The organism is Prescottella sp. GW823-FHT02E09 (assembly GCF_058797375.1).
The window spans coordinates 117,689-141,495 of the sequence record NZ_JBXAJP010000006.1 but is presented as its reverse complement, the minus strand read 5'-3'; the positions used below and the strand labels follow the sequence as shown (position 1 = coordinate 141,495).

Genomic DNA, 23,807 nt, shown 5'->3' with positions numbered 1-23,807 from the left:
TTCACGTGTTCGGTCGAGAGTGCAACTGACTGTGACACAACGGACGCCACAATTGGTTCATTCGCCGCAGGTGAAATCCAAGTCACTCGGAAATCCCGCCGCGATTCGGACACTCATGCGCTTTCGGGCGGCCGGGAGTGGCGATTTGCGCACTTATCGCGGGGCCCGGGGTGGACGCGTCGCACCGGTATCCCAACCGCGACCGGGCACCTCGGTGCGCGGCGGGCCACCGACGTCCCGGCTGCGATAGACGATGTACGGCCGGAACAGGTACTTGACCGGCGCGCTGAAGGCGTGGACGAGGCGGGTGAACGGCCACAGGATGAACAGCACGATCCCGATCAGCGCGTGCACCTGGTACGTCAGCGGCGCCGACGCGATGAGATGGATCTCGGGCTGGAAAATGAACAGGCTGCGGAACCACGGGCCGATCGTCTCCCGGTAGTTGTAGCCGTCGTGCAGCGAGTTCGCGGCGACGGTGGTCCACAGTCCCGCGCAGATGGTGGCGACGAGCACCAGGTACATCATCTTGTCGTTGCGGGTCGTGGCCATGAACACCGGCCCCTTGGTGCGTCTGCGATACAACAGGATTCCGATCCCGACGAGGGTGCAGAAGCCGGCGATCCCGCCGAGGACGTACGCCACGTAGTGGTACCGCGTCTCGCTCACCCCGAGTGCGGCGGTCCACTCGTCGGGTATGACCAGTCCCAGCACGTGTCCGGCGATCACGAACACCAGGCCGAAGTGGAACAGTGGGCTGCCGATGCGGAGCAGCCGCGACTCGTACAGCTCGGACGAGCGTGTGGTCCAACCGAACTGGTCGTACCGATACCGCCACGCGGTGCCGGTCACGAAGACCGCCACCATGACGTAGGGCAGCACCGCCCACAACAGGATGTCGGTGAGGCTGCTGTCGGTCATCGCGCATCTCCGGTCGGAAACGGTTCCAGCCCCACTTCTTCCTGCGGCGGTCCGCTACGGGCGAGCGCCAGCACCGCGTCCCGATCCTTCGCCGTCGGACCGGGCAGCGTGGACAGCAGCGCGTCGAACACCGTCAGGTACGGGCTGCCGACCTCGACGAGACCCAGGCGGATCAGCTGCAGGCCCAGCACGTGTTTCGTGAGCAGGGAACGATCGCCGGTTGCCGCGGCGAACTCCAGGACTACGGGCAGGAAGTCCGGCAGGTCGGCGGCATCGAACTCGAATCCCGCCCGGCGGTAGGTCTGCTTGAGCCGGACCAGTGTCACCCCGCGCCGGCGGGTGTCGCCGTCGGCGTAGTACGTCAGGTACAGGCAGCTCCTGCGGCGCAGGTCGAACGTCTCGACGTAGTGCCGCTCGAGCTCCGGGAGCGATTGCGCGCGTATGTGTTCGGCGAACGAGATCAGCTGTGCCGCGGCGGTGCTGCGTGGCAACTCTGCCAGCGCGGCGGTGAGGACCGGCAGCCGGTTCACCAGGGTGGTCCGTGGGTAGTCCAACAGCAGGGAGGCGGCCTGGTCGACGACGCGCAGATCCGCGGCCTTCATCGGTGGTCGCCGTTCCGCTTCGGGAACATGCCGTCCACGGCGCCCTTGCCGTCCCAGTTCAGGAGATTGACACGGGCGGACCGGTCCTGCGGGTCGGCGACGGTGTCGGCGGACTGCCGATGCTTCAGTGCGTGGAACGTCTCCACCGCGACCGGCACGGGGCGGCCCGACGCCTCCCCGAACGGACCGCTGTCGAGCATGCCGGGCCCGCCCTCGAAGTCGAGGCTGCACCCGAGTTCCTCGAGTTGGTGCGCCTGCTCGGCGTGCGCGGTGGGGATCACGTACCGTTCGTCGTACTTCGCGATCGCGAGCAGTCGGTACATCTCGTAGATCTGCTCGCCGGTCATGCCGACCGCCGTCGCGATCGACTCGTCCGGTTCGTCCGCGAGGTTGAGGTCACGCATGTACGAGCGCATTGCCGCGAGCCGGTGCAGGACGGCGGTCACCGGTTCCGGATCGCCCGCGGTGAACAGCCCCGCGAGATACTCGATCGGGATGCGGAGGGTGTCGATCGCACCGAACAGGTTGTCCAGATCCTCACCGTCGTGGCCGGTTTCGGTGAGTACGTCCACCACCGGCGACAGCGGTGGGACGTACCAGACCATCGGCAGCGTCCGGAACTCCGGATGCAGCGGCAGCGCCACCCGGTACTTCTCGATGAGCGCGTACACCGGTGACCGTCGGGCCGCGTCCATCCAGTCCTCGGGGATTCCCGACGCCTTGGCCGCCTCGATCACCGTCGGGTCCTCGGGGTCGAGCAGCAGGCCGCGCTGGGCGTCGTACAGATCCTTCTCGTCGGGCGTGGACGCCACCTCGCCCACCCGGTCGAGGTCGTAGAGCACGATGCCGATGTACCGCAGTCGGCCGACGCACGTCTCCGAGCACACCGTGGGAAGGCCCACCTCGACGCGCGGGTAGCAGAACGTGCACTTCTCGGCCTTGCCGGTGCGATGGTTGAAATACACCTTCTTGTAGGGGCATCCGGTGACGCACATCCGCCAGCCGCGGCACTGGTCCTGGTCGACGAGGACGATGCCGTCCTCGGCGCGCTTGTACATCGCGCCCGAAGGGCACGACGCCACGCACGACGGGTTGAGGCAGTGCTCGCAGATCCGGGGCAGGAAGAACATGAATGTCTTCTCGTACTCGAGCTTGACCTTCTCGGTGGCCTGGTCACGCATCTGCGCGAGGATCGGATCGTGCGCCTCGGTGGCAGGCGTGCCACCGAGGTCGTCGTCCCAGTTGGCGCTCCACTCGATCGGGATCGGCTTGCCCGACAGCAGCGAGATCGGTTGCGCTACCGGGAAGTCGTCGCCGAGCGGGGCGGAGGTGAGGGTGTCGTAGTCGTAGGTCCACGGCTCGTAGTAGTCACGGATGTTCGGCAGCAGCGGGTTCGCGAAGATCGACAGCAGCTTCTTCACCCGACCTCCGGCGCGCAGAGTCAGCCGACCGCGCCGGTTCAACGTCCAGCCGCCCTTCCAAAGATCCTGGTCCTCGTACTTGCGCGGATAACCCTGTCCCGGTCGGGTTTCCACGTTGTTGAACCACACGTACTCGGTGCCGCTGCGGTTGGTCCACGTCTGCTTGCACGTCACCGAGCACGTGTGGCATCCGATGCACTTGTCGAGGTTCATCACCATCGCCATCTGCGCCGCCACCTGCATCAGAACTGCACCTCCTGGCCGCGGCGACGGATCACCGTGACTTCGTCGCGCTGGTTGCCGGTGGGGCCGAGATAGTTCCACGCGAAGGACAGCTGCGCGTATCCGCCGATCAGGTGCGTCGGCTTCACCAGCACCCGGGTGAGCGAGTTGTGGATGCCGCCGCGTCGGCCGTCGGTCTCCGACTTGGGCACGTTGATCAGGCGCTCCTGCGCGTGGTGGACGAAAACCGTGCCCGGTGGCATCCGGTGCGTGACGACAGCCCGGGCGACGAGGATGCCGTTGCGGTTGACGGCCTCCACCCAGTCGTTGTCGGCGACCCCGATCGAGGTGGCGTCGTCGACGTTCATCCACACGTTGGGCCCACCACGCGACAGCGAGAGCATCAACAGGTTGTCCTGGTACTCGGAGTGGATGGACCACTTGGAGTGCGGCGTCAGGTACCGCACCGACAGCGCCTTGCCGTCGGACTCGCCCAGTCGCGTCTCACCGAACAGACGCGTGATGTCGAGCGGGGGTCGGTAGATCGGCATCACCTCACCGAACTCGCGCATCCACTCGTGGTCGAGCACGAAGTGCATGCGGCCGGTCAGGGTGTGCCACGGCTTGAGTTCCTCGACGTTGATGCTGAACGGTGCGTAGCGCCGCCCGCCCGCCTCGGCCCCCGACCATTCGGGGCTGGCAAGCGAGGGCACCGGCTGCTGTTGCGTGTCGGCGAACCGGATCCTGCGGTCCTCGCTACCTGCCGCCAGATGGGTGAGGGGCTTGCCGACTCGTCGGGACAGTTCCTCGAAACCCGCGACGGCGAGCCGACCGTTGGTGGTTCCGGACAGCGCCAGGATCGTCTCGGCCATCTTCGCGTCGGTGTCCAGCGCGGGCCGGCCCGCCCCGACCCCGGACGACATCACCCCGCACCGCTGCGCCAGATCCGCGACCTCGGCGTCCGGGTGGAACGTCACGCCCTTCGTGTTCAGCCCCAGCTGCTCCACCAGCGGGCCGAGTGTCGCCATCTTCTCGGCGATCGCGGTGTAGTCGCGTTCGACCACCTTCAGGCCCGGCATCGTCTTGCCGGGAACCGGATCGACCTCCCCGGCGCGCCAGTCGCGCACCTCCCCGAGGGGTTGCGCGGTCTCCCCCGGGGTGTCGTGGCCGAGCGCGGTCGCGACCAGGTCGTGCCGGGTGCCGAGGTGCTTCTTCGCGAGTTCGCTGAACCGGCGGGCGATCTCGGTGAAAGCGTCGAAGTCGCTGCGAGCCTCCCACGGCGGGTCCACCGCCGGCGTGAACGCGTGCACGAACGGGTGCATGTCGGTGCTCGACAGGTCGTACTTCTCGTACCACGTCGCGGCGGGCAGCACGATGTCCGAGAGCAGCGTCGAGCTGGTCATCCGGAAGTCCAGCGACACCATCAGATCCAGCTTGCCGCGCGGCGCCTCGTCCCGCCAGCGGACGTCGACGGGTCGGCCCTCGGGTGGGGTCTCGGTGGCGCGCAGGCTCGAGCCGGCGCCGAGCAGGTGCTCGAGGAAGTACTCGTTGCCCTTCGACGACGCCCCCAGCAGGTTGGCCCGCCACAGCGTCAGCACCCGCGGCCAGTTCTCCTCAGCGTCCGGGTCTTCGACCGCGAACCGCAGTTTGCCGCTGCGCAGTTGGTCGACGACGTAGCCGCCTGCGTCGGTGCCCGACGCCGCGGCCTCGTCGGCCAGGTCGAGCGGATTGCGGTCGAACTGCGGGTACGACGGCATCCAGCCCATCCGTGCGGACTGCGCGATGGTGTCGGCGGTGTGCTGCCCGGCGAGACGGCCCTCGGCGAGTGGGGAGGTGAGGGCGTCGGCGCGGTAGCCGTCGTAGCGCCACTGGTCGGCGTGCATGTACCAGAACGCGGTGCCGATCGCCTGCCGCGGCGGCCGGGACCAGTCCGTCGCCATAGCCATCGTCGCCCACCCGGTGAACGGTCGCACCTTCTCCTGGCCCACGTAGTGTGCCCAGCCGCCGCCGTTCCTACCCATGCTGCCGGTGAGCATCAGCAGCGCCAGCACCGCGCGGTAGGTGGCGTCGCCGTGGAACCACTGGCAGATGCCGGCACCCATGATGATCATCGAGCGACCGCCGGATCTTTCTGCGGAGCGGGCGAATTCGCGGGCGATCCGAACGACGGCGCCGGCCGGAACCGACGTCAGAGACTCCTGCCACGCGGGCGTGTACGGCTCGTCGGGATCGTCGAAGCCGCCGGGCCAGGTTCCGGGCAGGCCGTCGCGCCACACCCCGTACTGCGCGAGCATCAGGTCCAGCGCCGTCGTGACGAGGTGTCCTCCGACCTCCCGGGCCGGGATGCCGCGGCGCATCACCTTGCCCTGCGCGCCGACGTCGAAGCGCGGCAGCAGGATCTCCACGTCGCAGTTCTCGCCGGGAGCATCGCGGACGCTCAGCGCGGGCCGTGTGTCGCAGAGGTCCAGGTTCCACTGCCCCACACCGGACTCGGTGTACCGGAATCCCAAGCTGCCCGGCGGGACCACCGGCTCGCCGTCGGCCGCGTCGAGCAGTACGGTCTTCCACTCGGCGCCCTCGCCGTCGTCGCCGAGGTCGGAGGCTCGCAGGAACCGTCCGGGCACGTACGCGCCGTCGCGCTCGGTGAGAGTGACGAGAAACGGCAGATCCGTGTAGCGGGACGCGAAGTCGGCGAACAGCGGCACCCGCCGGTCGACGTAGTTGTCCTGCAGGATCACGTGTCCCATCGCCATCGCGAGGGCGCCGTCGGTACCGGGCTGCGCGGGCAGCCACGCGTCGGCGAACTTGGTGGAGTCGGCGTAGTCGGGCGAGACCACCACCACCTTCTGGCCGCGGTAGCGGGCCTCGGCCATCCAGTGCGCGTCGGGGGTGCGCGTTACCGGGACGTTGGAGCCCCACATGATCAGGTACGCGGCGTCCCACCAGTCGCCCGACTCGGGGACGTCGGTCTGGTCACCGAACACCTGCGGCGACGCGACGGGCAGGTCGGCGTACCAGTCGTAGAACGACGCCATCACGCCGCCGAGCAGTTCGATGAACCGGGAACCCGCCGCGAACGACACCATCGAGAACGCCGGGATCGGCGAGAAACCGGCGACACGGTCCGGCCCGTACTTCGCGATGGTGTGCACGTGCGCGGCCGCGATCATCTCCACCGCGTCCTCCCACGACGCCCGCACCAGTCCGCCCTTGCCGCGGGCCCGCTGGTACCGGGTGCGTCGGTCCGGGTCGCCGACGACGTCCGCCCACGCGAGCACCGGATCCCCGAGCCGCTCCCGCGCCTCCTGGAACATCTCGAGCAGCAGGCCCCGCACGTACGGGTAGCGAACCCGGGTGGGGGAGTAGGTGTACCAGGAGAACGCGGCGCCGCGGGGGCAGCCGCGCGGCTCGTACTCGGGCCGGTCCGGTCCCACCGACGGATAGTCCGTCGCCTGCGTCTCCCACGTGATGACGCCGTCCTTGACGTACACCTTCCACGAGCACGATCCCGTGCAGTTCACGCCGTGCGTGGAGCGGACCACCTTGTCGTGGCTCCAGCGGTCCCGGTAGAACACATCGCCCTCGCGCCCACCCGCCCGGTACACCGCGCGCAGGTCCTTGGACACGGTGGAGCGAGTGAAGAAGCGACCCGTCTCGAGCAGGGCCGCGCCGAGCGGACTCTCGATCGGCGCGGGCGGTGTCGGGGCGGGGCGACCGGGCTTGTCGGTTGCACGCGACATGGCTGCCTCCCTGTGTCGAGGATGACCCAATCCGCGCGCGCCCGCAGCGGAACTCGACCGGAACCGTCGAATCCGGTCCGATCGCAACACCACTCGCGCATCATGAAGATGTGTCCCACGGACCGGGCGTGCAGGCAGGCCCCGGCCGCGCGCTGACCGCGATTCCGGCGGGGGCAGGCGCCGCGGCGATGTCGACGGGCATCGTGTCGGTGGCCCTGCACCTTGCCGGATTCGAGTGGTTCTCCCGTTTCTGGCTGATTGTCGGCGCGCTGATCTGGGTGCTGCTCGTGGTGGTCTTCGTCGGTCGTCTGTTCGACGATCGGGCCCGCTGGGTGAACGAGGCCGACACCCCACCCGCCCTCACCGGTGTTGCCGCGACGTGCGTGCTCGGTGCGCGGTGTGTGCTGCTCGACTGGAACCATGTGGGCTGGGTGGCGCTCGGCATCGCCCTCGTCGCCTGGGTGGTGCTGATCCCCGCCGTGGTGCGGCACTGGGCGTCGCCGACCGTCGGCGTGCACTTCCTGCTCTGCGTCTCCACGCAGGGGCTCGCGGTGCTGGGCGCCTCACTTGCGGTGTCGGCGTCGGCGCACTGGCTCGCCGGACCTGCCTTCGTGGCATTCCTGCTGGGGCTGTTCTTCTACCTGATGGTGCTGATCCGGTTCTCGTACGACCAGTTCCGTGTGGGTACCGGTGATCAGTGGGTGTTCGCCGGTGGTCTGGCGATCAGTGCGCTCGCGGCCGGCAAACTCGCGCCCGCGGCGGTCTCGTCGGGCTGGCCCGACGGTGTGCACATCTCGATCCAGGTATCCGGTGTGGCGATCGTGTGCCTCGCGATGACCGGCTACGTGGTCCTGGCGGTCTCGGAGATTCGTTGGCCTCGATTGCAGTACGACGTGCGCCGCTGGTCCACCGCGTTCCCGATGGGGATGACGTCGGCGGCATCGCTCACGGTGGCGACGTCGTCCGACGCCGACTGGCTGCGGCCGATCGGCGACGTCCTCGTGTGGCCCGCGGTGGTCGTGTGCCTGATCCTGCTCGTCGCGTCGGGGCGGCACCTGGCGGCGGCGTCCCGATCGGCCTGAGCGCCCACTTCTCGTCGCCCTCCGCGGGAACCCCGCTGCTCGGCTCGAGGAATGGATATTCAGGCCGAGGCTCCGAGGGCTGGACGGACAAGGGAGCCGCACCCGTGACGGATGCGGCTCCCTTGCAGTGAGTCGGAACTCAGTGCGCCCGGTTGACCGCCGAGACGACGGCGCGCAGCGACGCGGTGGTGATGGAGGTGGCGATGCCGACGCCCCACACGACCTTGCTGCTGCCGTCGGGCAGGGTGACCGCGCACTCGACGTAGGCCGCGGCCTGTGCGTCGTCACCGGCGGACATCGCGTGCTCGGAGTAGTCCAGGACGCGGACGTCGAAGCCGATGGTGCCCAGGGCGTCGACGAACGCGGCGAGCGGGCCGTTGCCGGAGCCGGAGATCTCCTGCTCCTTGCCGTCCACCTTCACCACCGCGGTGATGGCGTCGGTGCCGCCGTCCTCCTCGGCTGCCGTCACCTTCTGGCGCATGCGCTCGAGCGGGCTGACCGGGGCCAGGTACTCCTCGGAGAAGACGTCCCAGATCTCCTTCGGGGAGACCTCGCCGCCCTCGCCGTCGGTGATCCTCTGGACGGACTGCGAGAACTCGATCTGCAGGCGACGCGGCAGCTGCAGGCCGTGGTCGGCCTTCATGATGTAGGCGACGCCACCCTTGCCGGACTGCGAGTTCACGCGGATCACGGCCTCGTACGTGCGGCCCACGTCCTTGGGGTCGATCGGCAGGTAGGGGACCTCCCACACGATGTCGTCGACATCGGCGTTCTGGTCGTCGGCCGCGACCTTCATCGCGTCCAGTCCCTTGTTGATCGCGTCCTGGTGGCTGCCCGAGAACGCGGTGTAGACCAGGTCGCCGCCGTACGGGTGTCGCTCGTGGACGGGCAGCTGGTTGCAGTACTCGACCGTGCGACGGATCTCGTCGATGTTCGAGAAGTCGATCTGCGGGTCGACGCCGCGGGTGAACATGTTCAGGCCCAGCGTCACCAGGCACACGTTGCCGGTGCGCTCGCCGTTGCCGAACAGGCAGCCCTCGATGCGGTCCGCGCCGGCCTGGTAGCCCAGCTCGGCGGCCGCGACACCGGTGCCGCGGTCGTTGTGCGGGTGCAGCGACAGGATGATGCTCTCGCGCTGGGCCAGGTTGCGGTGCATCCACTCGATCGAGTCGGCGTACACGTTGGGCGTGGCCATCTCGACGGTGGCCGGCAGGTTGATGATCACCCGGTTGTCGGGGGTGGCACCCAGGGTCTCGACGACGGCGTCGCACACCTCCTTGGCATACGACAGCTCGGTTCCGGTGTACGACTCGGGCGAGTACTCCCAGCGCCAGTTGGTGTCGGGGTGGTTCTTCGCCTCTTCCAGGACCAGCGCGGCGGCGTCGGTGGCGATCTTCTTGATCGCCTCCTTGTCGGCGCGGAACACGACGCGACGCTGCAGGATCGACGTCGAGTTGTAGAAGTGCACGATCACGTTCTTCGCGCCGTCGCAGGCCTCGAAGGTGCGCTTGATCAGCTCGGGCCGCGACTGCGTCAGCACCTGGATGGTGACGTCGTCGGGGATCGCGTTGTCCTCGATGATCTCGCGGACGAAGTCGAAGTCCGTCTGGCTCGCGGACGGGAAGCCGACCTCGATCTCCTTGTAACCCATCCGCACCAGCAGCTCGAACATGCGGCGCTTGCGGGCGGGGCTCATCGGGTCGATCAGGGCCTGGTTGCCGTCACGCAGGTCCACGGCGCACCACTGCGGGGCGCGGTCGATGACCTTGTCGGGCCACGTGCGGTCCGGCAGCGATACGGTCTCGACCTCTTCGCCGAACGAGCGGTAGCGGAAGGTCGGCATCGACGAGTTCTTCTGGGTGTTCCAGGCCGGCTGGTCGGCGGGCGCCGGCTTGGACGGCGGCGTGATGGTGCGCGATCCGGAAGTAAAGGCGTCAGCGGGGGACATGGGAATCGATCTCCAGGTTTGTGTGTGGACTTTACGAGTCCGACAGCTGAGACGACCGGCGCACGGAGAGGACCCGCGACGGGAGGCCAGTCTGGATCAGACCCCGCCGCGGCACCCAAGAAGGAGAGCGCGCTGCATAGCTGGCACTGTACTCCTGCGTCCACCTGGCACGCGCGGAGTGGGGAGCAAATTCACACCGAGGGTGGGGTCGGCGTGGTCGACTGTGCGCATGACAGCACAGCTCGACGCGGCCCGTTCGTACGTCGCCGCCCTGCTCAGCCACGACGGCGACTCGGTGCCGTACGCGCCGAACGCGGTGCGCCACGAGGTGGGTATCAAGACCGGCTTCTCGGGAAACCACCTGCGCCGCAGCCTTTCGCGTGGCCCGCAGTTCCGGGTGATCCGCGCCATCCGCGACGAGCAGTACCGGGTCGAGGGTGACGAAGTGGTGGCCGACTACCTGATCGACGCCGGCCTGTTCGGTCGCACGCTCGTCACCGCGCGCGTGCACGAGACGTTCGTCATCCCCGCCGAGGACCCGCGCATCCACCGGATCGACGCCAAGATCCGGCTGGTCGGCAAGGACAACCTCATCCGTCGGGAGTGAGGACGCCGCGCGTCGGGCACCGCAGACTGCCCCGCATGGGCCGAGTGAGTGAGGCGGTACGGGGCTGGGCGCGGGCCAGGCTCCCGGACAAGCGATCGTTCAAGGCCGACTTCGTCGCGGGGATCCCCGGCGCCATCAGCAGCGTGCCGGACGGTATGGCGTCCGGCGTGCTCGCCGGCGTGAGCCCCGTCCACGGGCTCTACGCGAGCTTCGCGGGCCCACTCTTCGGTGGGATGCAGACCAGCACCAAGCTGATGGTGATCACCACCACCAGCGCGGCCGCCCTGGCAGCGGGGTCGGCGGTGGCCGACGTCCCCGAGGCGGACCGTTCCGGTGCACTGATCCTGCTGACATTGATGGCCGGGCTGGTCATGGTCGCGGCGGCGCTGCTGCGGTTGGGTCGCTACACCCGCTTCGTCTCGCACTCGGTCATGACCGGTTTCCTCACCGGCATCGCGGTCAACATCGTCCTCGGCCAGGTCCCGGACCTGACGGGCGCCGACGCGAGTGGTTCGATCGCGCTCACCAAGTTCGTCGACGTGGTGTCGAACCCGTCGAGCATCGGCTGGCAATCGCTGGTGACCGGTGCGACGGCGCTGCTGCTGTCGGTGGTCCTGGCTCGCACGCGGCTCGCACTCTTCGGCTCGCTGGTTGCACTGGTGGTGCCGAGCGCCGTGGTCATCGGCTTCGGCTGGGACAGCGTGGCCCGCGTGTCCGACGTCGGGACCATTCCGACGGGGCTGCCGCTCCCGGGGCTGCCGGACTTCGGGGCGTTCACCCCGGAGCTGGTGACCGGCGCGCTCGCGGTTGCGGTGATCGTGCTGGTACAGGGGGCGGGGGTGGCGGAGGCGGCGCCCAACCGGGACGGCAGTCGCTCCGCGCCGAACACCGACTTCTCGGCGCAGGGCATCGGCAACATCGGCTCCGCGCTGTTCGGGGGGATGCCGGTCGGCGGCTCGGTGGGGCAGACGGCGCTGAACGACGCGGCGGGGGCGCGCACTCGATGGGGTGCGGTGTGGTCGGGCATCTGGATGCTGATCATTCTCGTGGTGTTCTCCGGGCTGGTCGGCAAGGTGCCGATGCCGACGCTGTCGGCGGTGCTCGTGTTCGCGGCGGTCGGATCGATCCGGCCGGGCCGCATCCGGACGATCCTGCAGAGCGGACCGAGCTCGCAGATCGCACTGGTGACCACTTTCGTTGCCACACTGCTGCTTCCGGTGACCGCTGCCGTCGGGATCGGCGTCGCGCTGTCGCTGCTGCTGCAGCTCAACCAGGAGGCGATCGACCTCTCGGTGGTCGAACTCGTTCCCGGCGAGGACGGCACCCTCCGCGAGCAGCCCGCGCCGCGAACCCTCACCGACGGACAGATCGTCGTGCTCGACGTCTACGGCAGCCTGTTCTATGCGGGCGCCCGAACCCTCCAGGCGAGGCTCCCGGATCCGAACGGCGCCTCGGGCGCCGAAGTGATTCTGCGGTTGCGCGGCCGCACCACCCTGGGGGCCACGTTCTTCTCCGTCGTCCGCGACTACGCGAAGCGCCTCGATGCGATCGATGGAAGGTTGTTTCTGAGCGGCGTCGGTGAGACGGCCTCGCAATACTGGGACGACGAGCGCCTGGCGGGTCAGGGCGTCGCGCTCGAGGTTTTCCCGGCGACCGACACCCTCGGCGAATCGACCCGCAGCGCTTTCGACGCGGCGGAGCGGCGTCTGGTGAAAGTGACCGACCGGGCGGACAGCTGAGTAGTCGTGAGCCGGGCGAGCGTCAGTCCGGAAGCCGCCTCATCTCGATCAGCGTCAGCCCCAGCGAGTCGAAACGTGCGAGCATCCCCCGGAGCTCGGTCGGGTTCCGGACCGGGCCGTACAGCGTGGTGTGCGCGCGGGCGGTCTCGGACACCCTGAGTTCGGGGAACGCCGCCAACACCCGCTCGGACAGTTCGCCGCCGACCAGGAAGGCGTAGCGCACGGACGCCGGCCAGCCCGCGTCGGAAGTGGCCATCACGCCTCCTCGGCGTCTAGTCGGGTGTCGAGCACCGGGGCACATTCCACGGTGCTGTCGAGCATTCCGGGCCGCGAACGCCTCCGCCTCACCCGTCGATGGTGAATCCGGAAATCAGAGGAGCCCGTGGGTGTGCGCGGCGGTGACCGCGTCGCGCCGCGTGGTGACACCCAGCTTGCGGTAGATGCCGCGCAGGTGTGTCTTGACGGTGTTGATCGAGACGCACAGGTCGGCGGCGATCTCCTCGGCAGTGCGCCACGTGGGAAGTTCGGCGAGCAACTCGAGTTCGCGGCGCGTCAGCTTCTCGGCGGTGGTGGGCGCACTGGTCGGAAACGATGCCCAGATCTGCTCTGCAAAGGTACTTTGCGAACCGAAGCGCCCGTAGTTGGCGGACAACAGCTCTCGCGTCGCCGGTGCCATGTCGTGGAAGGGGCGAACCACCTTCTCCGGCTCTGCGAGCCGGAGCGCCTCGACGAGGGCGTCGTGGGCCCGGGCATCGTGCGCACGCCGGCGCGCGATCTCGGCTTCGACGAGCCACGCCGTCACCAGGTTGGTGGCCGCCGCGCAGGGCACCTCCCCGTCGAGGACGGGACGGAGGACTGCCCGGCCCTGCTCGAGGTGGTTGGAGCACAGACACAGAATCGCCTCGAGCAGCACAGTGTCGCCGATCGGGCCGAGAGTGGCCGATGCCGTGGTGACAAGTTCGCGCGCCCAAGTCGTCTCACCGATGTGCAGGTATGCGAACTGGACGGACGGGAGGCCGATGGCGAGCAGTCCGGGCGGGCGCGGGACCTGGGTCCCGGTGGTGGACGCGGCATGCAGTGCGGAGACGGCGCCGCGGCGATCCTCGGCAAGGTCGATGCCGAACAGCGCCGCGGCGATTGCGCTTTCACGGGCCAACGGGGAGGGCGATTCACGCAGCGCCGCGGCCGAGGTGGAAGCGAGCTCGACGGCGGTTGCGACGTCGTTGCGGAGGTAGTGGCACATCGCCTCCACCTGGAGTGCGCGGTGGTGATCGAGTGACCCGGTGACGGGACCTCCCGCGGTCGCGGACCGAGTCTCGGCGACCAGCGTCCGGGCTTCGGTGATCAGGCCCTGGCACAGGGCCACCACCGCCAGTGCATTCGACGTCGGAGTCAGCGTGCGGACCGAATCGATCTGCCGGGCACACTCGCGGGCGTACCTGAGGTGCTCGTCCGCGGGATCGAGCAGCCCGAGATACAGGTGACCGCGTCCGCGTTGCAGTGACAGGAACGAGTCCAGGAACGGGTCACCCGAGAGCGGTGCGTCCACGGCGGGTGTCGGCTCGAGAACGGACTCGACGCGGCCGGTGTGGATGGCGACCTGGAGGCGGATCGCATCCGCGAGAAGGGCTGTGCGGTCGGGTGACTCGGTGGACGCCGATCGACCGTAGAGTCCGGCCAGCATGGACGCGGCGACGGCCGGGTTGTCGTCGTGCAGGTGGGCGGCGGCGCGGACGAGTCGACTGATCGGCTCGTCCCGGACAGCGGCCGGTGCGCCGGAGAGCAGGCGCTCGACAGCTTGCCCGTGACCGTCCAGCACCAGCGCCAGGCCTGACTCGGACAGCACCGCGACGACGTCGGGTGCGTTGCCGGCGGCGATGCCGTGCTCGAGCGCGAGCAGGGCGTCGCCGAACTCGGCGTACCAGCGGGCAGCGACACGTTCGAGTTCGGCAACCGCGCGGTTGCCGAGCAGTTCGATCTCGGCGCGCAGGTAGCTGCGCAGCAGTGGATGGTATCGGAATCGATTGGGAGATCCCTCGATTCGTGTGATGAGGAAGTTTCGGTGTTCGAGCGCGTCGATGATGCTGTGGGCGTCGGCGCAGCCGGTGAGTTGTTCCGCGAGCGCTGCCGTGAAGATCGACGGGACGGACGTCCTGATCAGGAACTGCCGGACGTCCGCGGTCTGTCCTGCGAGGACCTGCTCGATCAGATAGTCGGCGACCGCCCGCCGGCAGCCGGTGAAGTTCTGGATCAGTGACGTCGGATCGGGGTGCCCGGACAACGACATGCCCGCGAGTCGGAGGCCGGCGGCCCAGCCCTCGGTTCGTTCCATCAGTGACGACAGGTCCTCCGGGCCGAGGTGAACGTCGTGTTCGGCAAGCATGGTTGCAGCTTCTTCGGCCGTGAACGCCAGGTCCTCGAACGTGAGGTCGAGGACGCGACCGTCGAGTCGCAGCTTCTGGAACGCGAGCGGGGGTTCGAAGCGTCCGCACACGACGACGCGCAGATCACGTGGGCGGGTTCGCAGGAAGGTCTCGAGATCGGCCAGTGCGTTCGGGTCGTGGAGGAGGTGAGCGTCGTCGAGGACGAGGCACAGTGGTCCGTTCAGGCGGGAAGGCGCGCTTACCACCGGAAGAGGATGCGTTGGTGAGGGATTCGTGAGATCGTTGCAAACCCGTTGCATGTCCGGAAGCCCAGTTGCGGTGAGTGCCTTCACCAGGGTGTCGTGCAGCGCATGCGGAGCGTTGTCCCGTTCCAGGACGGTCGCCCAGGCAACTGCCGGTGGAGCCGGCCTCCTCCCGGATCCGTGCGCCCACTCGGCCAGCAGTGTCGTCTTTCCCGATCCCGCGGGTGCGCACACGAGCGCGACCGACGCCGCATCGGCCGAACCGCCCAACGCGGTGTCGAGTAGGTTCAGCAATCGGTTGCGGGACACGACCCGATCGCTGCGAAGAAACGGAAGTGATTCTTCTGCAGAGGTATTCGATGCTTCCGTTGACGTCACCAGACATGCCTCCCCGCATACGAGAGCCCGCCCCCCGACGGAACGGACAAACCGCCTGACGCGTCCGAATTCTAACGCGTGCAGGCGGTTCGCGCTCCGTAACCGGCTCAGTCGCGAGCCATCGCGGCCTCCATGTGCTTCTCGAGGTCGACGTACGCGTCGTCGGCGATGTCGAAGACGACCTTCCGGATCTCACCTCCGCGGAACTCGAAGCGTGGCTCCGGGTAGGCGCTCGAGACGGGGTCGGCGCTGTCGTACCCGATGCACAGCCCCTCGCCGCACAGCGAGAAGTGGCCGAGCACCGTGCGGATCTTCTGCTCGCCGACCTGCCTGTCGTCGATGTAGAGCTTCAGCGGCCCCAGGCCCTCCCGATTCGGCCCCAAACCCTCTTTCGTGAACTCGACGCCGATGATGTGTCTGCCGGACGTCGGCACCGGGGCCGAGATGCGGTCCTCGGGCGGGATGCCGAGGAAGTTGTACGCGTAGGTGACTGTTCCGTCCTTGATGAACAACGCATGCCCGCCGAACCGGGAGCCGTGCGCGAAGATCACGCCCTGCGAGTCCGGGGTGAGGTCGACCTCGGCGAGGATCTTGTACGACACGCCGTGCACGTTCGCTGCGGAGCGCTCGGGCACCTCGGACGTGCCCGGGTAGTACACGTACTGCCCGCTCGGCGGGACCGGCTGGTGGAACTCCATCGCAACGAAGGTCTCGAAGTCCTTGGGGTTGCCGATGATCTGGAGGTCGTTGAGCGGCAGGACGTTGTTGGCCTTCGCCTCGTCCATCCACAGCGCCTGAAGTTCCGCGAGCTTCTCGGGGTGCTGGGTCGCCAGGTTGTGTGCCTCGGCGCGATCGACGTCGGCGTGGAAGAGCTCCCATTCGTCCTTGTCGAAGTTGCCCATGCCCGAGACCGGGCCGTGCACGGAGACGGCCTTCCAGCCCTTGTGCCACAGTCCGCGCTGACCGAACATCTCGTAGTACTGGGTCTCCTTCGCCGTCTGTCCGTCGGCCGGCGCGTCGAACGAGTACTTCATCGACACGCCCGACGGCGGGGTCTGCGGGACGCCGTTGTACGTGTCGGGGAACTCGACGCCGCAGGCCTCGAGGATGGTCGGCACGATGTCTGTGGAGTGGTGGTACTGGTGGCGCACCTCTCCGCGTGCCTTCATTCCGGCCGGCCAGTGGATCACCAACGGGTCGCAGACGCCACCCTGGTAGGTGTAGCGCTTGAACATCTTGTAAGGCGTCGAGAACGCGGCAGCCCAGCCCGTCGGGTAGTGGTTGTAGGTATCGGGGCTGCCGAGCTTGTCGACCATCGTGAGGTTCTGCGCCTCGTCGTCGGGGTAGCCGCCGAAGATCTTGCCCTCGTTCACCGAACCGTTGGGGCTGCCCTCGCCGGAGGCTCCGTTGTCGGCGCAGTAGACGATCAGCGTGTTGTCGAGCTGGCCCGACTCCTCGAGGTAGTCGACGATCCGACCGACCTGCGCGTCGGTGTACTCGGAGAAGCCGGCGAACACCTCGGCCATCCGGGAGAACATGTGCTTCTCCTCGTCGTTCAGCTCGGCCCATGGCCGCACCTCGTCGGTGGGGGAGAACGTGCCCTCGGGCATCGGGTTCAGCGGCGTCAGGTCGGTGTCGGAGGGGAGGATGCCCTTCTCGATCATGCGGGCGAGCACCCACTCGCGGTAGGCCTCGTAGCCGTCGTCGAACATGCCCTTGTACTTGTCGATGTACTCCTGCGGCGCGTGGTGCGGCGCGTGGTTGGCGCCCGGGCAGAACCACAGGTACCAGGGCTTCTCGGGCTCGGTCTGCTTGACGTCGCGGATCATGCGCAGTGCCTGGTCGGCGAGATCCTTCGAGAGGTGGTAGCCCTCCTCTGGGGTGTAGGGCTGGTCGATGTAGCGGTTGTCCTCGGCCAGCGAGGGGTACCAGTTGTTGGTCTCGCCACCGATGAAGCCGTAGAAACGGTCGTAGCCCTGTGCGAGCGGCCAGTTCTTCTTCGACGCCCCCGCGGTCCACTCGTCGATCGGCACATTGTGGTTCTTACCGACCCAGAACGTCGACCACCCGGCGTCGCGCAGCACGTTCGCCATCGTGGCGTTCGACGGTGGGATGTGTGAGTTGTAGCCGGGGAACCCGGTGGAGGACTCGGAGATCGACGCGAAGCCGTTGAGGTGGTGGTTGCGCCCGGTGAGGAACGTCGAGCGGGTCGGCGAACACAACGCCGTCGTGTGCCACTGGGTGTAGGTCAGGCCGTCGTTCGCGAGCCGGTCCATCGTCGGCATGTTGATTCGTCCGCCGTACGGCGACCACGCGGCCATTCCGGTGTCGTCGTACAACACGACCAGCACGTTCGGTGCGCCCACGGGTGCCTTGTCGGGCAGGAACGCGTCCCAGTCCGAGACCGAATCGCGGACATCGAGCTTGATCTCGCCCTTGAACTCCCTGGCCATTACGTACTCCCGTTCCGTCGGTGGGTGGGTGACACCGAGAGTGCGCGGGGTGCGCGTCTCCCGCATCGTCCACTCCGGGTGAAGTCGTCCGGATCCGGCTTCACCCTCAGGGTGTGATGAGCACTGCGGCCCGGACGGTCACGATGACCGGGTGAGACACGAGACGACGACGTGGCCCGTGTTCGCCTCGCTGCAGCACTATCGGCGTGGCTGGATCCGACCCGATGTGATTGCCGGACTGACGGTGTGGGCGGTGTTGGTGCCCGAGGCGCTCGCGTATGCGACCATCGCCGGCGTGCCGCCCGTGGTGGGCCTGTACGCGGCGATCCCGTCCCTGATTCTGTATGCGGCCGTGGGCAGTTCGCGGCACCTGGTGGTGGGTCCGATGTCGGCGACCGCGGCGCTGTCAGCGGCGATCATCGCGCCGTTGGCGGGCGCGGACAACGGCCGGTTCGTGGCACTGTCCGCCGTGCTCGCGATCGCGACGGGCATCGTCGGGCTGCTCGCGGGTCTGCTCCGTCTCGGGTTCATCGCGTCGTTCATCTCCGAGCCGGTGCTCAAGGGATTCATCGTCGGTCTCGCGCTGACCATCATCATCGGTCAGGTGCCGAAGCTGTTCGGGGTGGAGAAGTCCGACGGGAACTTCTTCGAACAGGCGTGGGGGGTGATCCGGCAGCTCGGCGACACCGATTGGCGCACGCTGCTCGTCGGCTTCCTGAGCCTGGTCGTGGTCCTCGGCTTCAAACGTTGGTTGCCGCTGATTCCGGGATCGCTGCTGGCGGTGCTGCTCGGGATCGTCGCGGTCGCGGTGTTCGGACTCGACGACAAGGGGGTGTCGATCGTCGGGCACATCGATTCGGGCCTCCCGTCGCTCGGGTTGCCCGACGACATCGGATTCGACGACTACGTCGACCTGCTCGGGCCGGCAGTGGGTGTGCTGCTCATCGGCTTCGCCGAGGGACTCGGCGCCGCGAAAACCTATGCCGCGAAAGCCGGCTACGAAGTGGACGCGAACCGCGAACTCGCCGGTCTCGGTGCAGCGAACCTCGGTGCCGGACTGGCGTCGGGGATGGTCGTCAACGGCAGCCTGTCCAAGACCGCGGTGAACGGGGGAGCGGGCGCCAGGACACAGATGAGCGGTCTGGTCGTCGCGGGTCTGACCGTCCTGACCCTGTTGTTCCTCACGGGACTGTTCGAGAAACTGCCGGAGGCGACTCTGGCAGCCGTCGTGATCGCCGCCGTCGTCGAACTCGTCGACATCGGGGCACTGCGCCGCCTGTACGGCGTGTGGACGGAACGGCTCGGCAGCATCTACGGACACGCAGCGCGCGCCGACTTCGCCGCCGCGGTCGCCGCCATGGCCGGAGTCCTGATCTTCGACACGCTTCCCGGCCTGGTGATCGGCATCGGGGTCTCGATGTTGCTGTTGCTGTATCGCGCGTCCCGGCCGCAGGTGGCGGCGCTCGCGAAGCAGGGCGACCTGTGGGTGGACGCCGCCCGCCACCCGGACCTGCCGACAACCGACGACATCCTGGTGGTGCGGGTCGAGGCCGGCCTGTTCTTCGCGAACTGCGACCACGTGAAGGAGCGGATCGAGGACATGTGCACCGACAGCACCCGGGTCGTCGTGCTCGACGCGGAAACCTCTCCCTACGTGGACGTCACAGCCGCCGAGATGCTGATGCAGTTGCGGGACACGCTCGCCCGAAAGGGAATCGAGCTGCGGGTGGCACGCGACATCGGGCAGTTCCGGGACACGCTCAGACGGGCTGCGGCCGAAGGAAGATCCGTGGGCATCTATCCCACCGTGGCCGAAGCGCTGGCAGGGATGGATGCGGACACCTGAGCACCTGAGCCCCCCGTCACCGAGGTGGGCACTCACCCGCGGCGGATGAGGCGTGCCGACGGCCGGTGTGCCTACCTTCGAATGGCCGCTGCGTACGAACCGAAGGAGATCATCGCCATGAGCTTCGATCCGAACGATATTCAGCGAGGGACGCTTCCGATTCCGGATCTCGCGTACACCGGCACGGTCACGTACGACGCCACGGATCCGGACACGGAGTTTCCGCCGATTCGCCGGTTGCTGCCTCCGGAGGGTGCCCCGAACGTGCTCGTCGTGCTGCTCGACGATGTCGGGTTCGGCGCATCGAGCGCCTTCGGCGGTCCGGTCGAGACCCCGAACTTCGAGCGGGTGGCCGCGCAGGGCCTGAAGTACACCCGTTTCCACACCACTGCGCTGTGTTCCCCGACCCGCGCGGCGCTGCTGTCCGGGCGCAACCACCACACCGTCGGGATGGGCGGGATCACCGAGATCGCCACCAGCGCGCCGGGTTACAACTCGATGCGACCCAATGACTGCGCTCCGCTCGCAGAGACCCTGAAGCTGAACGGGTACAACACCGCTCAGTTCGGCAAGTGCCACGAGGTGCCGGTGTGGGAGGCCTCGGCGGTGGGGCCGTTCGACCACTGGCCGCACCCCGGTGGTGGATTCGAGTACTTCTACGGGTTCATCGGCGGCGAGACGAACCAGTGGTACCCGGCGATCTACGAGAACACCTCGCCGGTCGAGCCTTGGGGCACCCCCGAGGACGGATACCACTTCATGGCCGACATGACCGACAAGGCCATCGACTGGACCCGCCAGCAGAAGTCTCTCGCGCCCGACAAACCGTTCTTCACCTACTTCGCACCCGGTGCCACGCACGCGCCGCACCACGTCCCGAAGGAGTGGGCGGACAAGTATCGGGGCAAGTTCGACCAGGGCTGGGACACGCTGCGCGAGGAGACCTTCGCCCGGCAGAAGGCGCTCGGTGTCATCCCTCGGGACGCTGTGCTCACCGCGCGCAGCCCCGGCATCCCCGCGTGGGACGAGATGAGCGAGAAGCTCAAGCCGGCCCTGGCCCGCCAGATGGAGGTCTACGCGGGTTTCCTCGAGTACACCGACCACCACGTCGGCCGCCTGCTCGACGCGCTCGAAGGACTCGGTGCGCTCGACGACACGCTCGTATACGTGATCATCGGCGACAACGGTGCCTCCGCCGAGGGATCGATGCACGGCACGACCAACGAGGGCTTCACGATCAACCACATGAACGACATCGAGACCGAGGACTACGTCGCGGCGCACATCGATGATCTCGGTACACCGCGTTCGTACAACCACTATGCGGTCGGTTGGGCGCATGCGATGGACACTCCGTACCAGTGGACCAAGCAGGTGGCGTCGCACTGGGGCGGCACCCGCAACGGCACTATCGTCAGTTGGCCCAACGAGATCTCGGCGCGCGGCGAGATCCGTGACCAGTTCGCACATGTCATCGACGTCGCCCCGACGGTTTTGCAGGCCGCGGGGATTCCGGAGCCGACGACAGTGCACGGTGTGACACAGCGGCCCTACGAGGGGACGCCGATGAACTACACGTTCGGTGATGCAGATGCCGAGGAACGTCACACCACGCAGTACTTCGAGATGGTCGGCAACCGCGCGATCTACCACAAGGGCTGGACCGCAGTTGCCAAGCACAAGGATCCGTGGCTCGGCTCGGACCACGGTCTGGACGAGGACGTGTGGGAGTTGTACGACGTGGAGCACGACTGGACACAGTCGAACGACCTGGCGGCCGAGTACCCGGACAAGCTCGCGCACCTGCAGCGACTCTTTCTCATCCAGGCTGCCCGGTTCAACGTGTTGCCGATGGATATTCGGACGGCGGAGCGGTTCAACCCTGATCTCGCGGGTCGGCCGACGCTGATCACGGCGCAGAGCCAGACGCTCTATCGGGGTATGCGGCGCCTCAGTGAGAACTCGGCCATCAACATCAAGAACAAGTCGTTCACGGTGACTGCCGACGTCGACGTCCCGGACGGTCGCGTGAACGGGGTGATCATCGCGCAGGGAGGCGCCTACGGCGGTTGGTCGTTCTACGCTATCGACGGCAAGCTCGCCTTCGCATACAACCTGCTCGGCATCAAGACGGACGTCGTGCGATCGGAGGCGTCGGTTCCGTCCGGACCGCAGGCGCTGCGTATGCATTTCGCCTACGACGGTGGTGGGTTGGGCAAGGGCGGCACGGCATCGATCTTCACTGGTGACGAGAAGATCGGCGAGGGGCGCGTCGAGCGGACCATTCCGTTCCAGTTCACGTTCGACGAGACCGTCGATGTCGGTGCGGATCTGGCCTCGCCGGTGTCGCCCGACTACGGGGCAACCGGAAACGAGTTCACCGGAACCATCGATCGGGTGCGCATCGATCTCGGTGATGATGATCATGCGCACCTAGCCGACCCGGCGCACCTCATGAACATCGCGATGATGAAGCAGTAGGGGTACGCCGGTGACCGTGCTCGCGCCGACATTGGTCGGCTACCGCAAGAGCTGGCTGCGCGCGGATGTGGTCGCGGGGTTGAGTGCCGGTGCCGTCGTGATTCCGCAGGCAATGGCGTACGCGACGATTGCGGACATGCCGGTGCAGATCGGCCTGTACACGTGCATGGTGCCGATGGTCGTGTATGCCCTTCTCGGCGGTTCGCGTACCGCGAGCGTGAGCACGACATCGACCATCGCGACGCTCACGGCATCGACGCTGATCGGTGCCGGCATCGCCGCCGGATCGGACGACGCTCAGACTTCGCTGATGACGCTGACCCTGATGGTCGGCGTGATCCTGATCGCGGCTCGGGTCCTCAAACTCGGGGCGATCATCGAGAACATCAGCGAGGCAACGCTGTCCGGGATCAAGGTCGGCGTCGGACTGACGGTGGCCGCAAGCCAGTTGCCGAAACTGCTGGGCGTGCCGGGCGACCCCGATGCCACCGGCTTCTTCCACGTGCTCGGTGGTGTGATGCGTCAACTGGGCGATGCGAACGGCGCCACCGTCGTGCTGTCGGTCGTGTCGATCGTGGCACTTCTCGTGCTGGGGCGCGTGGTGCCGCGCGTGCCCGGACCACTCGTCGTGGTGGCCGTGGGGATCGCACTGATTGCGTTCACGAGCCTGCGAGAGAGTGGGGTCGCGGTGATCGCCGCGGTGCCCCGGGGCGTTCCATTGCCCGGAATTCCCTCGCTGCACGACATCGGCGCACTGTTCCCCGGCGCGCTGGCCATCTCGGTGATGGCCTTCCTCGAGACGGTGGCCGTGGGACGAGGTGTCCGGCGCACGAGCGAGCCGCAGATCGACAGCGACCGTGAGCTTCTCGCCAACGGCGCAGCGTCGGTGGCCGGCGCCTTCTTCCACACCTTGCCGCCGGCGGCCGGCTTCTCGCAAACGGCGGTGGCCTTGCGGTCCGGCGCCCGAACACAGTTGAGCGGCATCGTCACCGCGGCACTCGCGGTTCTCGTCGCGCTGTTCTTGGCTCCGGTGCTGAGCGACCTGCCGCAGGCCACTCTCGGCGCGATGGTGGTGGTTGCCACTCTCGGCCTGGTGGATCCGGGAGCGTTCGTGCGGCTCTGGCGGGTGAGTCGGATCGAGTTCTGGGTGGCCGCGGCGACCGCGGTGATCGGCCTGACCGCCGGGCTGCTGCCGGCTGTGCTGGTCGGTGTGCTGTTCACGCTGTACCTCGTCCTGCGTGAACTCGACCGGCCGCACGTTTCGCAGTTGGTGCGGGACCTGGACGGCACCTGGGCCCCCGTCGATCCGAATGTGCCACCGATCGCCACGGATCCGCTGGTCCTCCGCGTAGATTCGGGGCTCTACACCGCGAACGTACGTGCCAACACACGCGAGATCAGCAGGCGGGTGACCGGTGCAGGGACCGCACCACACGCGGTCGTCATCGATTGCTCGCGGCTGACCCAGGTGACCACGACGGTGCTGAACAACTTCCTGGATCTCACCCGGGAGTTGTCCGACGTCGGCGTCACCGTCTACTTCGCGGCACTGCCCCATCGGAACCTGGCGACGGTCCGACGAACCGCGCTGGGACGCGACTACGAGGCGCAGGGCCGATTGTTCGACAGCGTCGAGGCGGCCGCGCGCACGTTGAGCGGCTGACCGCGGGCGCGCCACGCGCGGGCTGTTCGGTGTCGATGTCACAACCATTCGGCTCGAACCCCGCGATACCGGCCGTTC

14 protein-coding genes are annotated in these 23,807 nt (G+C 67.8%); 6 read left to right on the top strand and 8 right to left on the bottom strand.

The features are described from left to right. Nucleotides 1-153: 153 nt before the first annotated feature. The 4 genes from narI to AC1RIF_RS16810 are packed head-to-tail and all read right to left on the bottom strand — an operon-like array spanning nt 154 to nt 6,906. Nucleotides 154-921: a respiratory nitrate reductase subunit gamma gene (gene narI / locus AC1RIF_RS16825; protein WP_492602502.1), complete on the bottom strand. Its 768-nt coding sequence runs from the start codon at nt 919-921 to the stop codon at nt 154-156. Next, on the bottom strand, nt 918-1,523 hold the full coding sequence (narJ, locus tag AC1RIF_RS16820) for a nitrate reductase molybdenum cofactor assembly chaperone (RefSeq protein ID WP_492602501.1): 606 nt from the start codon (nt 1,521-1,523) through the stop codon (nt 918-920). Before narJ ends, narI begins: the two co-directional genes overlap by 4 nt. Beyond that, the gene (gene narH, locus AC1RIF_RS16815; RefSeq protein ID WP_492602500.1) at nt 1,520-3,187 is read right to left on the bottom strand and encodes a nitrate reductase subunit beta; all 1,668 of its coding nucleotides are present in this window, start codon (nt 3,185-3,187) and stop codon (nt 1,520-1,522) included. The genes narJ and narH overlap by 4 nt, the downstream gene beginning before the upstream one ends. Then, nucleotides 3,187-6,906, bottom strand: coding sequence for a nitrate reductase subunit alpha (locus AC1RIF_RS16810; RefSeq protein ID WP_492602499.1), 3,720 nt, complete (start codon nt 6,904-6,906; stop codon nt 3,187-3,189). The genes narH and AC1RIF_RS16810 overlap by 1 nt, the downstream gene beginning before the upstream one ends. 110 nt (nt 6,907-7,016) lie before the next feature. Between AC1RIF_RS16810 and AC1RIF_RS16805 the strand changes: the two genes are divergently transcribed. Beyond that, nucleotides 7,017-7,988 carry a tellurite resistance/C4-dicarboxylate transporter family protein gene (locus AC1RIF_RS16805; RefSeq protein WP_492602498.1) on the top strand — a complete coding sequence of 324 codons (972 nt, stop codon included), beginning with the start codon at nt 7,017-7,019 and terminating at the stop codon, nt 7,986-7,988. A 139-nt stretch (nt 7,989-8,127) separates the two neighbouring features. Here the strand turns inward: AC1RIF_RS16805 and leuA are convergent, their stop codons facing one another. Further along, a complete protein-coding gene (leuA, locus tag AC1RIF_RS16800; RefSeq protein ID WP_492602497.1) occupies nt 8,128-9,936 on the bottom strand; it encodes a 2-isopropylmalate synthase in 1,809 nt (602 codons plus the stop codon). 229 nt (nt 9,937-10,165) lie between these two features. Between leuA and AC1RIF_RS16795 the strand changes: the two genes are divergently transcribed. After that, a complete protein-coding gene (locus tag AC1RIF_RS16795) occupies nt 10,166-10,543 on the top strand; it encodes a DUF8021 domain-containing protein (RefSeq protein WP_492602496.1) in 378 nt (125 codons plus the stop codon). A 35-nt stretch (nt 10,544-10,578) separates the two neighbouring features. Then, on the top strand, nt 10,579-12,282 hold the full coding sequence (locus AC1RIF_RS16790; RefSeq protein ID WP_492602495.1) for a SulP family inorganic anion transporter: 1,704 nt from the start codon (nt 10,579-10,581) through the stop codon (nt 12,280-12,282). A 22-nt stretch (nt 12,283-12,304) separates the two neighbouring features. Here AC1RIF_RS16790 and AC1RIF_RS16785 read toward each other — a convergent pair whose 3' ends face one another. The 3 genes from AC1RIF_RS16785 to AC1RIF_RS16775 form a co-directional block, all read right to left on the bottom strand. Further along, nucleotides 12,305-12,538: a DUF8691 family protein gene (locus AC1RIF_RS16785; protein ID WP_492602494.1), complete on the bottom strand. Its 234-nt coding sequence runs from the start codon at nt 12,536-12,538 to the stop codon at nt 12,305-12,307. A 114-nt stretch (nt 12,539-12,652) separates the two neighbouring features. After that, nucleotides 12,653-14,911 carry a winged helix-turn-helix domain-containing protein gene (locus tag AC1RIF_RS16780; RefSeq protein WP_492602493.1) on the bottom strand — a complete coding sequence of 753 codons (2,259 nt, stop codon included), beginning with the start codon at nt 14,909-14,911 and terminating at the stop codon, nt 12,653-12,655. Between the two features lie 482 nt (nt 14,912-15,393). Further along, entirely contained in the window at nt 15,394-17,739 is a 2,346-nt protein-coding gene (locus tag AC1RIF_RS16775; protein WP_492602492.1) for an arylsulfatase, read from the bottom strand. 151 nt (nt 17,740-17,890) lie between these two features. Here AC1RIF_RS16775 and AC1RIF_RS16770 point away from each other — a divergent pair, with 151 nt between their 5' ends. The 3 genes from AC1RIF_RS16770 (at nt 17,891) to AC1RIF_RS16760 (ending at nt 23,729) form a co-directional block, all read left to right on the top strand. Next, on the top strand, nt 17,891-19,585 hold the full coding sequence (locus tag AC1RIF_RS16770; RefSeq protein ID WP_492602491.1) for a SulP family inorganic anion transporter: 1,695 nt from the start codon (nt 17,891-17,893) through the stop codon (nt 19,583-19,585). Between the two features lie 117 nt (nt 19,586-19,702). After that, nucleotides 19,703-22,066 carry an arylsulfatase gene (locus AC1RIF_RS16765; protein WP_492602490.1) on the top strand — a complete coding sequence of 788 codons (2,364 nt, stop codon included), beginning with the start codon at nt 19,703-19,705 and terminating at the stop codon, nt 22,064-22,066. 10 nt (nt 22,067-22,076) lie between these two features. Then, the gene (locus AC1RIF_RS16760) at nt 22,077-23,729 is read left to right on the top strand and encodes a SulP family inorganic anion transporter (protein ID WP_492602489.1); all 1,653 of its coding nucleotides are present in this window, start codon (nt 22,077-22,079) and stop codon (nt 23,727-23,729) included. Nucleotides 23,730-23,807 lie beyond the last annotated feature (78 nt).

Coding starts and splice junctions, on each gene's coding strand:
- AC1RIF_RS16775 (WP_492602492.1), bottom strand. CDS start 17,739: ATGGCCAGGGAGTTCAAGGGCGAGATCAAGCTCGATGTCCGCGATTCG.
- AC1RIF_RS16790 (WP_492602495.1), top strand. CDS start 10,579: ATGGGCCGAGTGAGTGAGGCGGTACGGGGCTGGGCGCGGGCCAGGCTC.
- narI (WP_492602502.1), bottom strand. CDS start 921: ATGACCGACAGCAGCCTCACCGACATCCTGTTGTGGGCGGTGCTGCCC.
- AC1RIF_RS16795 (WP_492602496.1), top strand. CDS start 10,166: ATGACAGCACAGCTCGACGCGGCCCGTTCGTACGTCGCCGCCCTGCTC.
- narH (WP_492602500.1), bottom strand. CDS start 3,187: ATGCAGGTGGCGGCGCAGATGGCGATGGTGATGAACCTCGACAAGTGC.
- leuA (WP_492602497.1), bottom strand. CDS start 9,936: ATGTCCCCCGCTGACGCCTTTACTTCCGGATCGCGCACCATCACGCCG.
- AC1RIF_RS16765 (WP_492602490.1), top strand. CDS start 19,703: ATGAGCTTCGATCCGAACGATATTCAGCGAGGGACGCTTCCGATTCCG.
- narJ (WP_492602501.1), bottom strand. CDS start 1,523: ATGAAGGCCGCGGATCTGCGCGTCGTCGACCAGGCCGCCTCCCTGCTG.
- AC1RIF_RS16810 (WP_492602499.1), bottom strand. CDS start 6,906: ATGTCGCGTGCAACCGACAAGCCCGGTCGCCCCGCCCCGACACCGCCC.
- AC1RIF_RS16785 (WP_492602494.1), bottom strand. CDS start 12,538: ATGGCCACTTCCGACGCGGGCTGGCCGGCGTCCGTGCGCTACGCCTTC.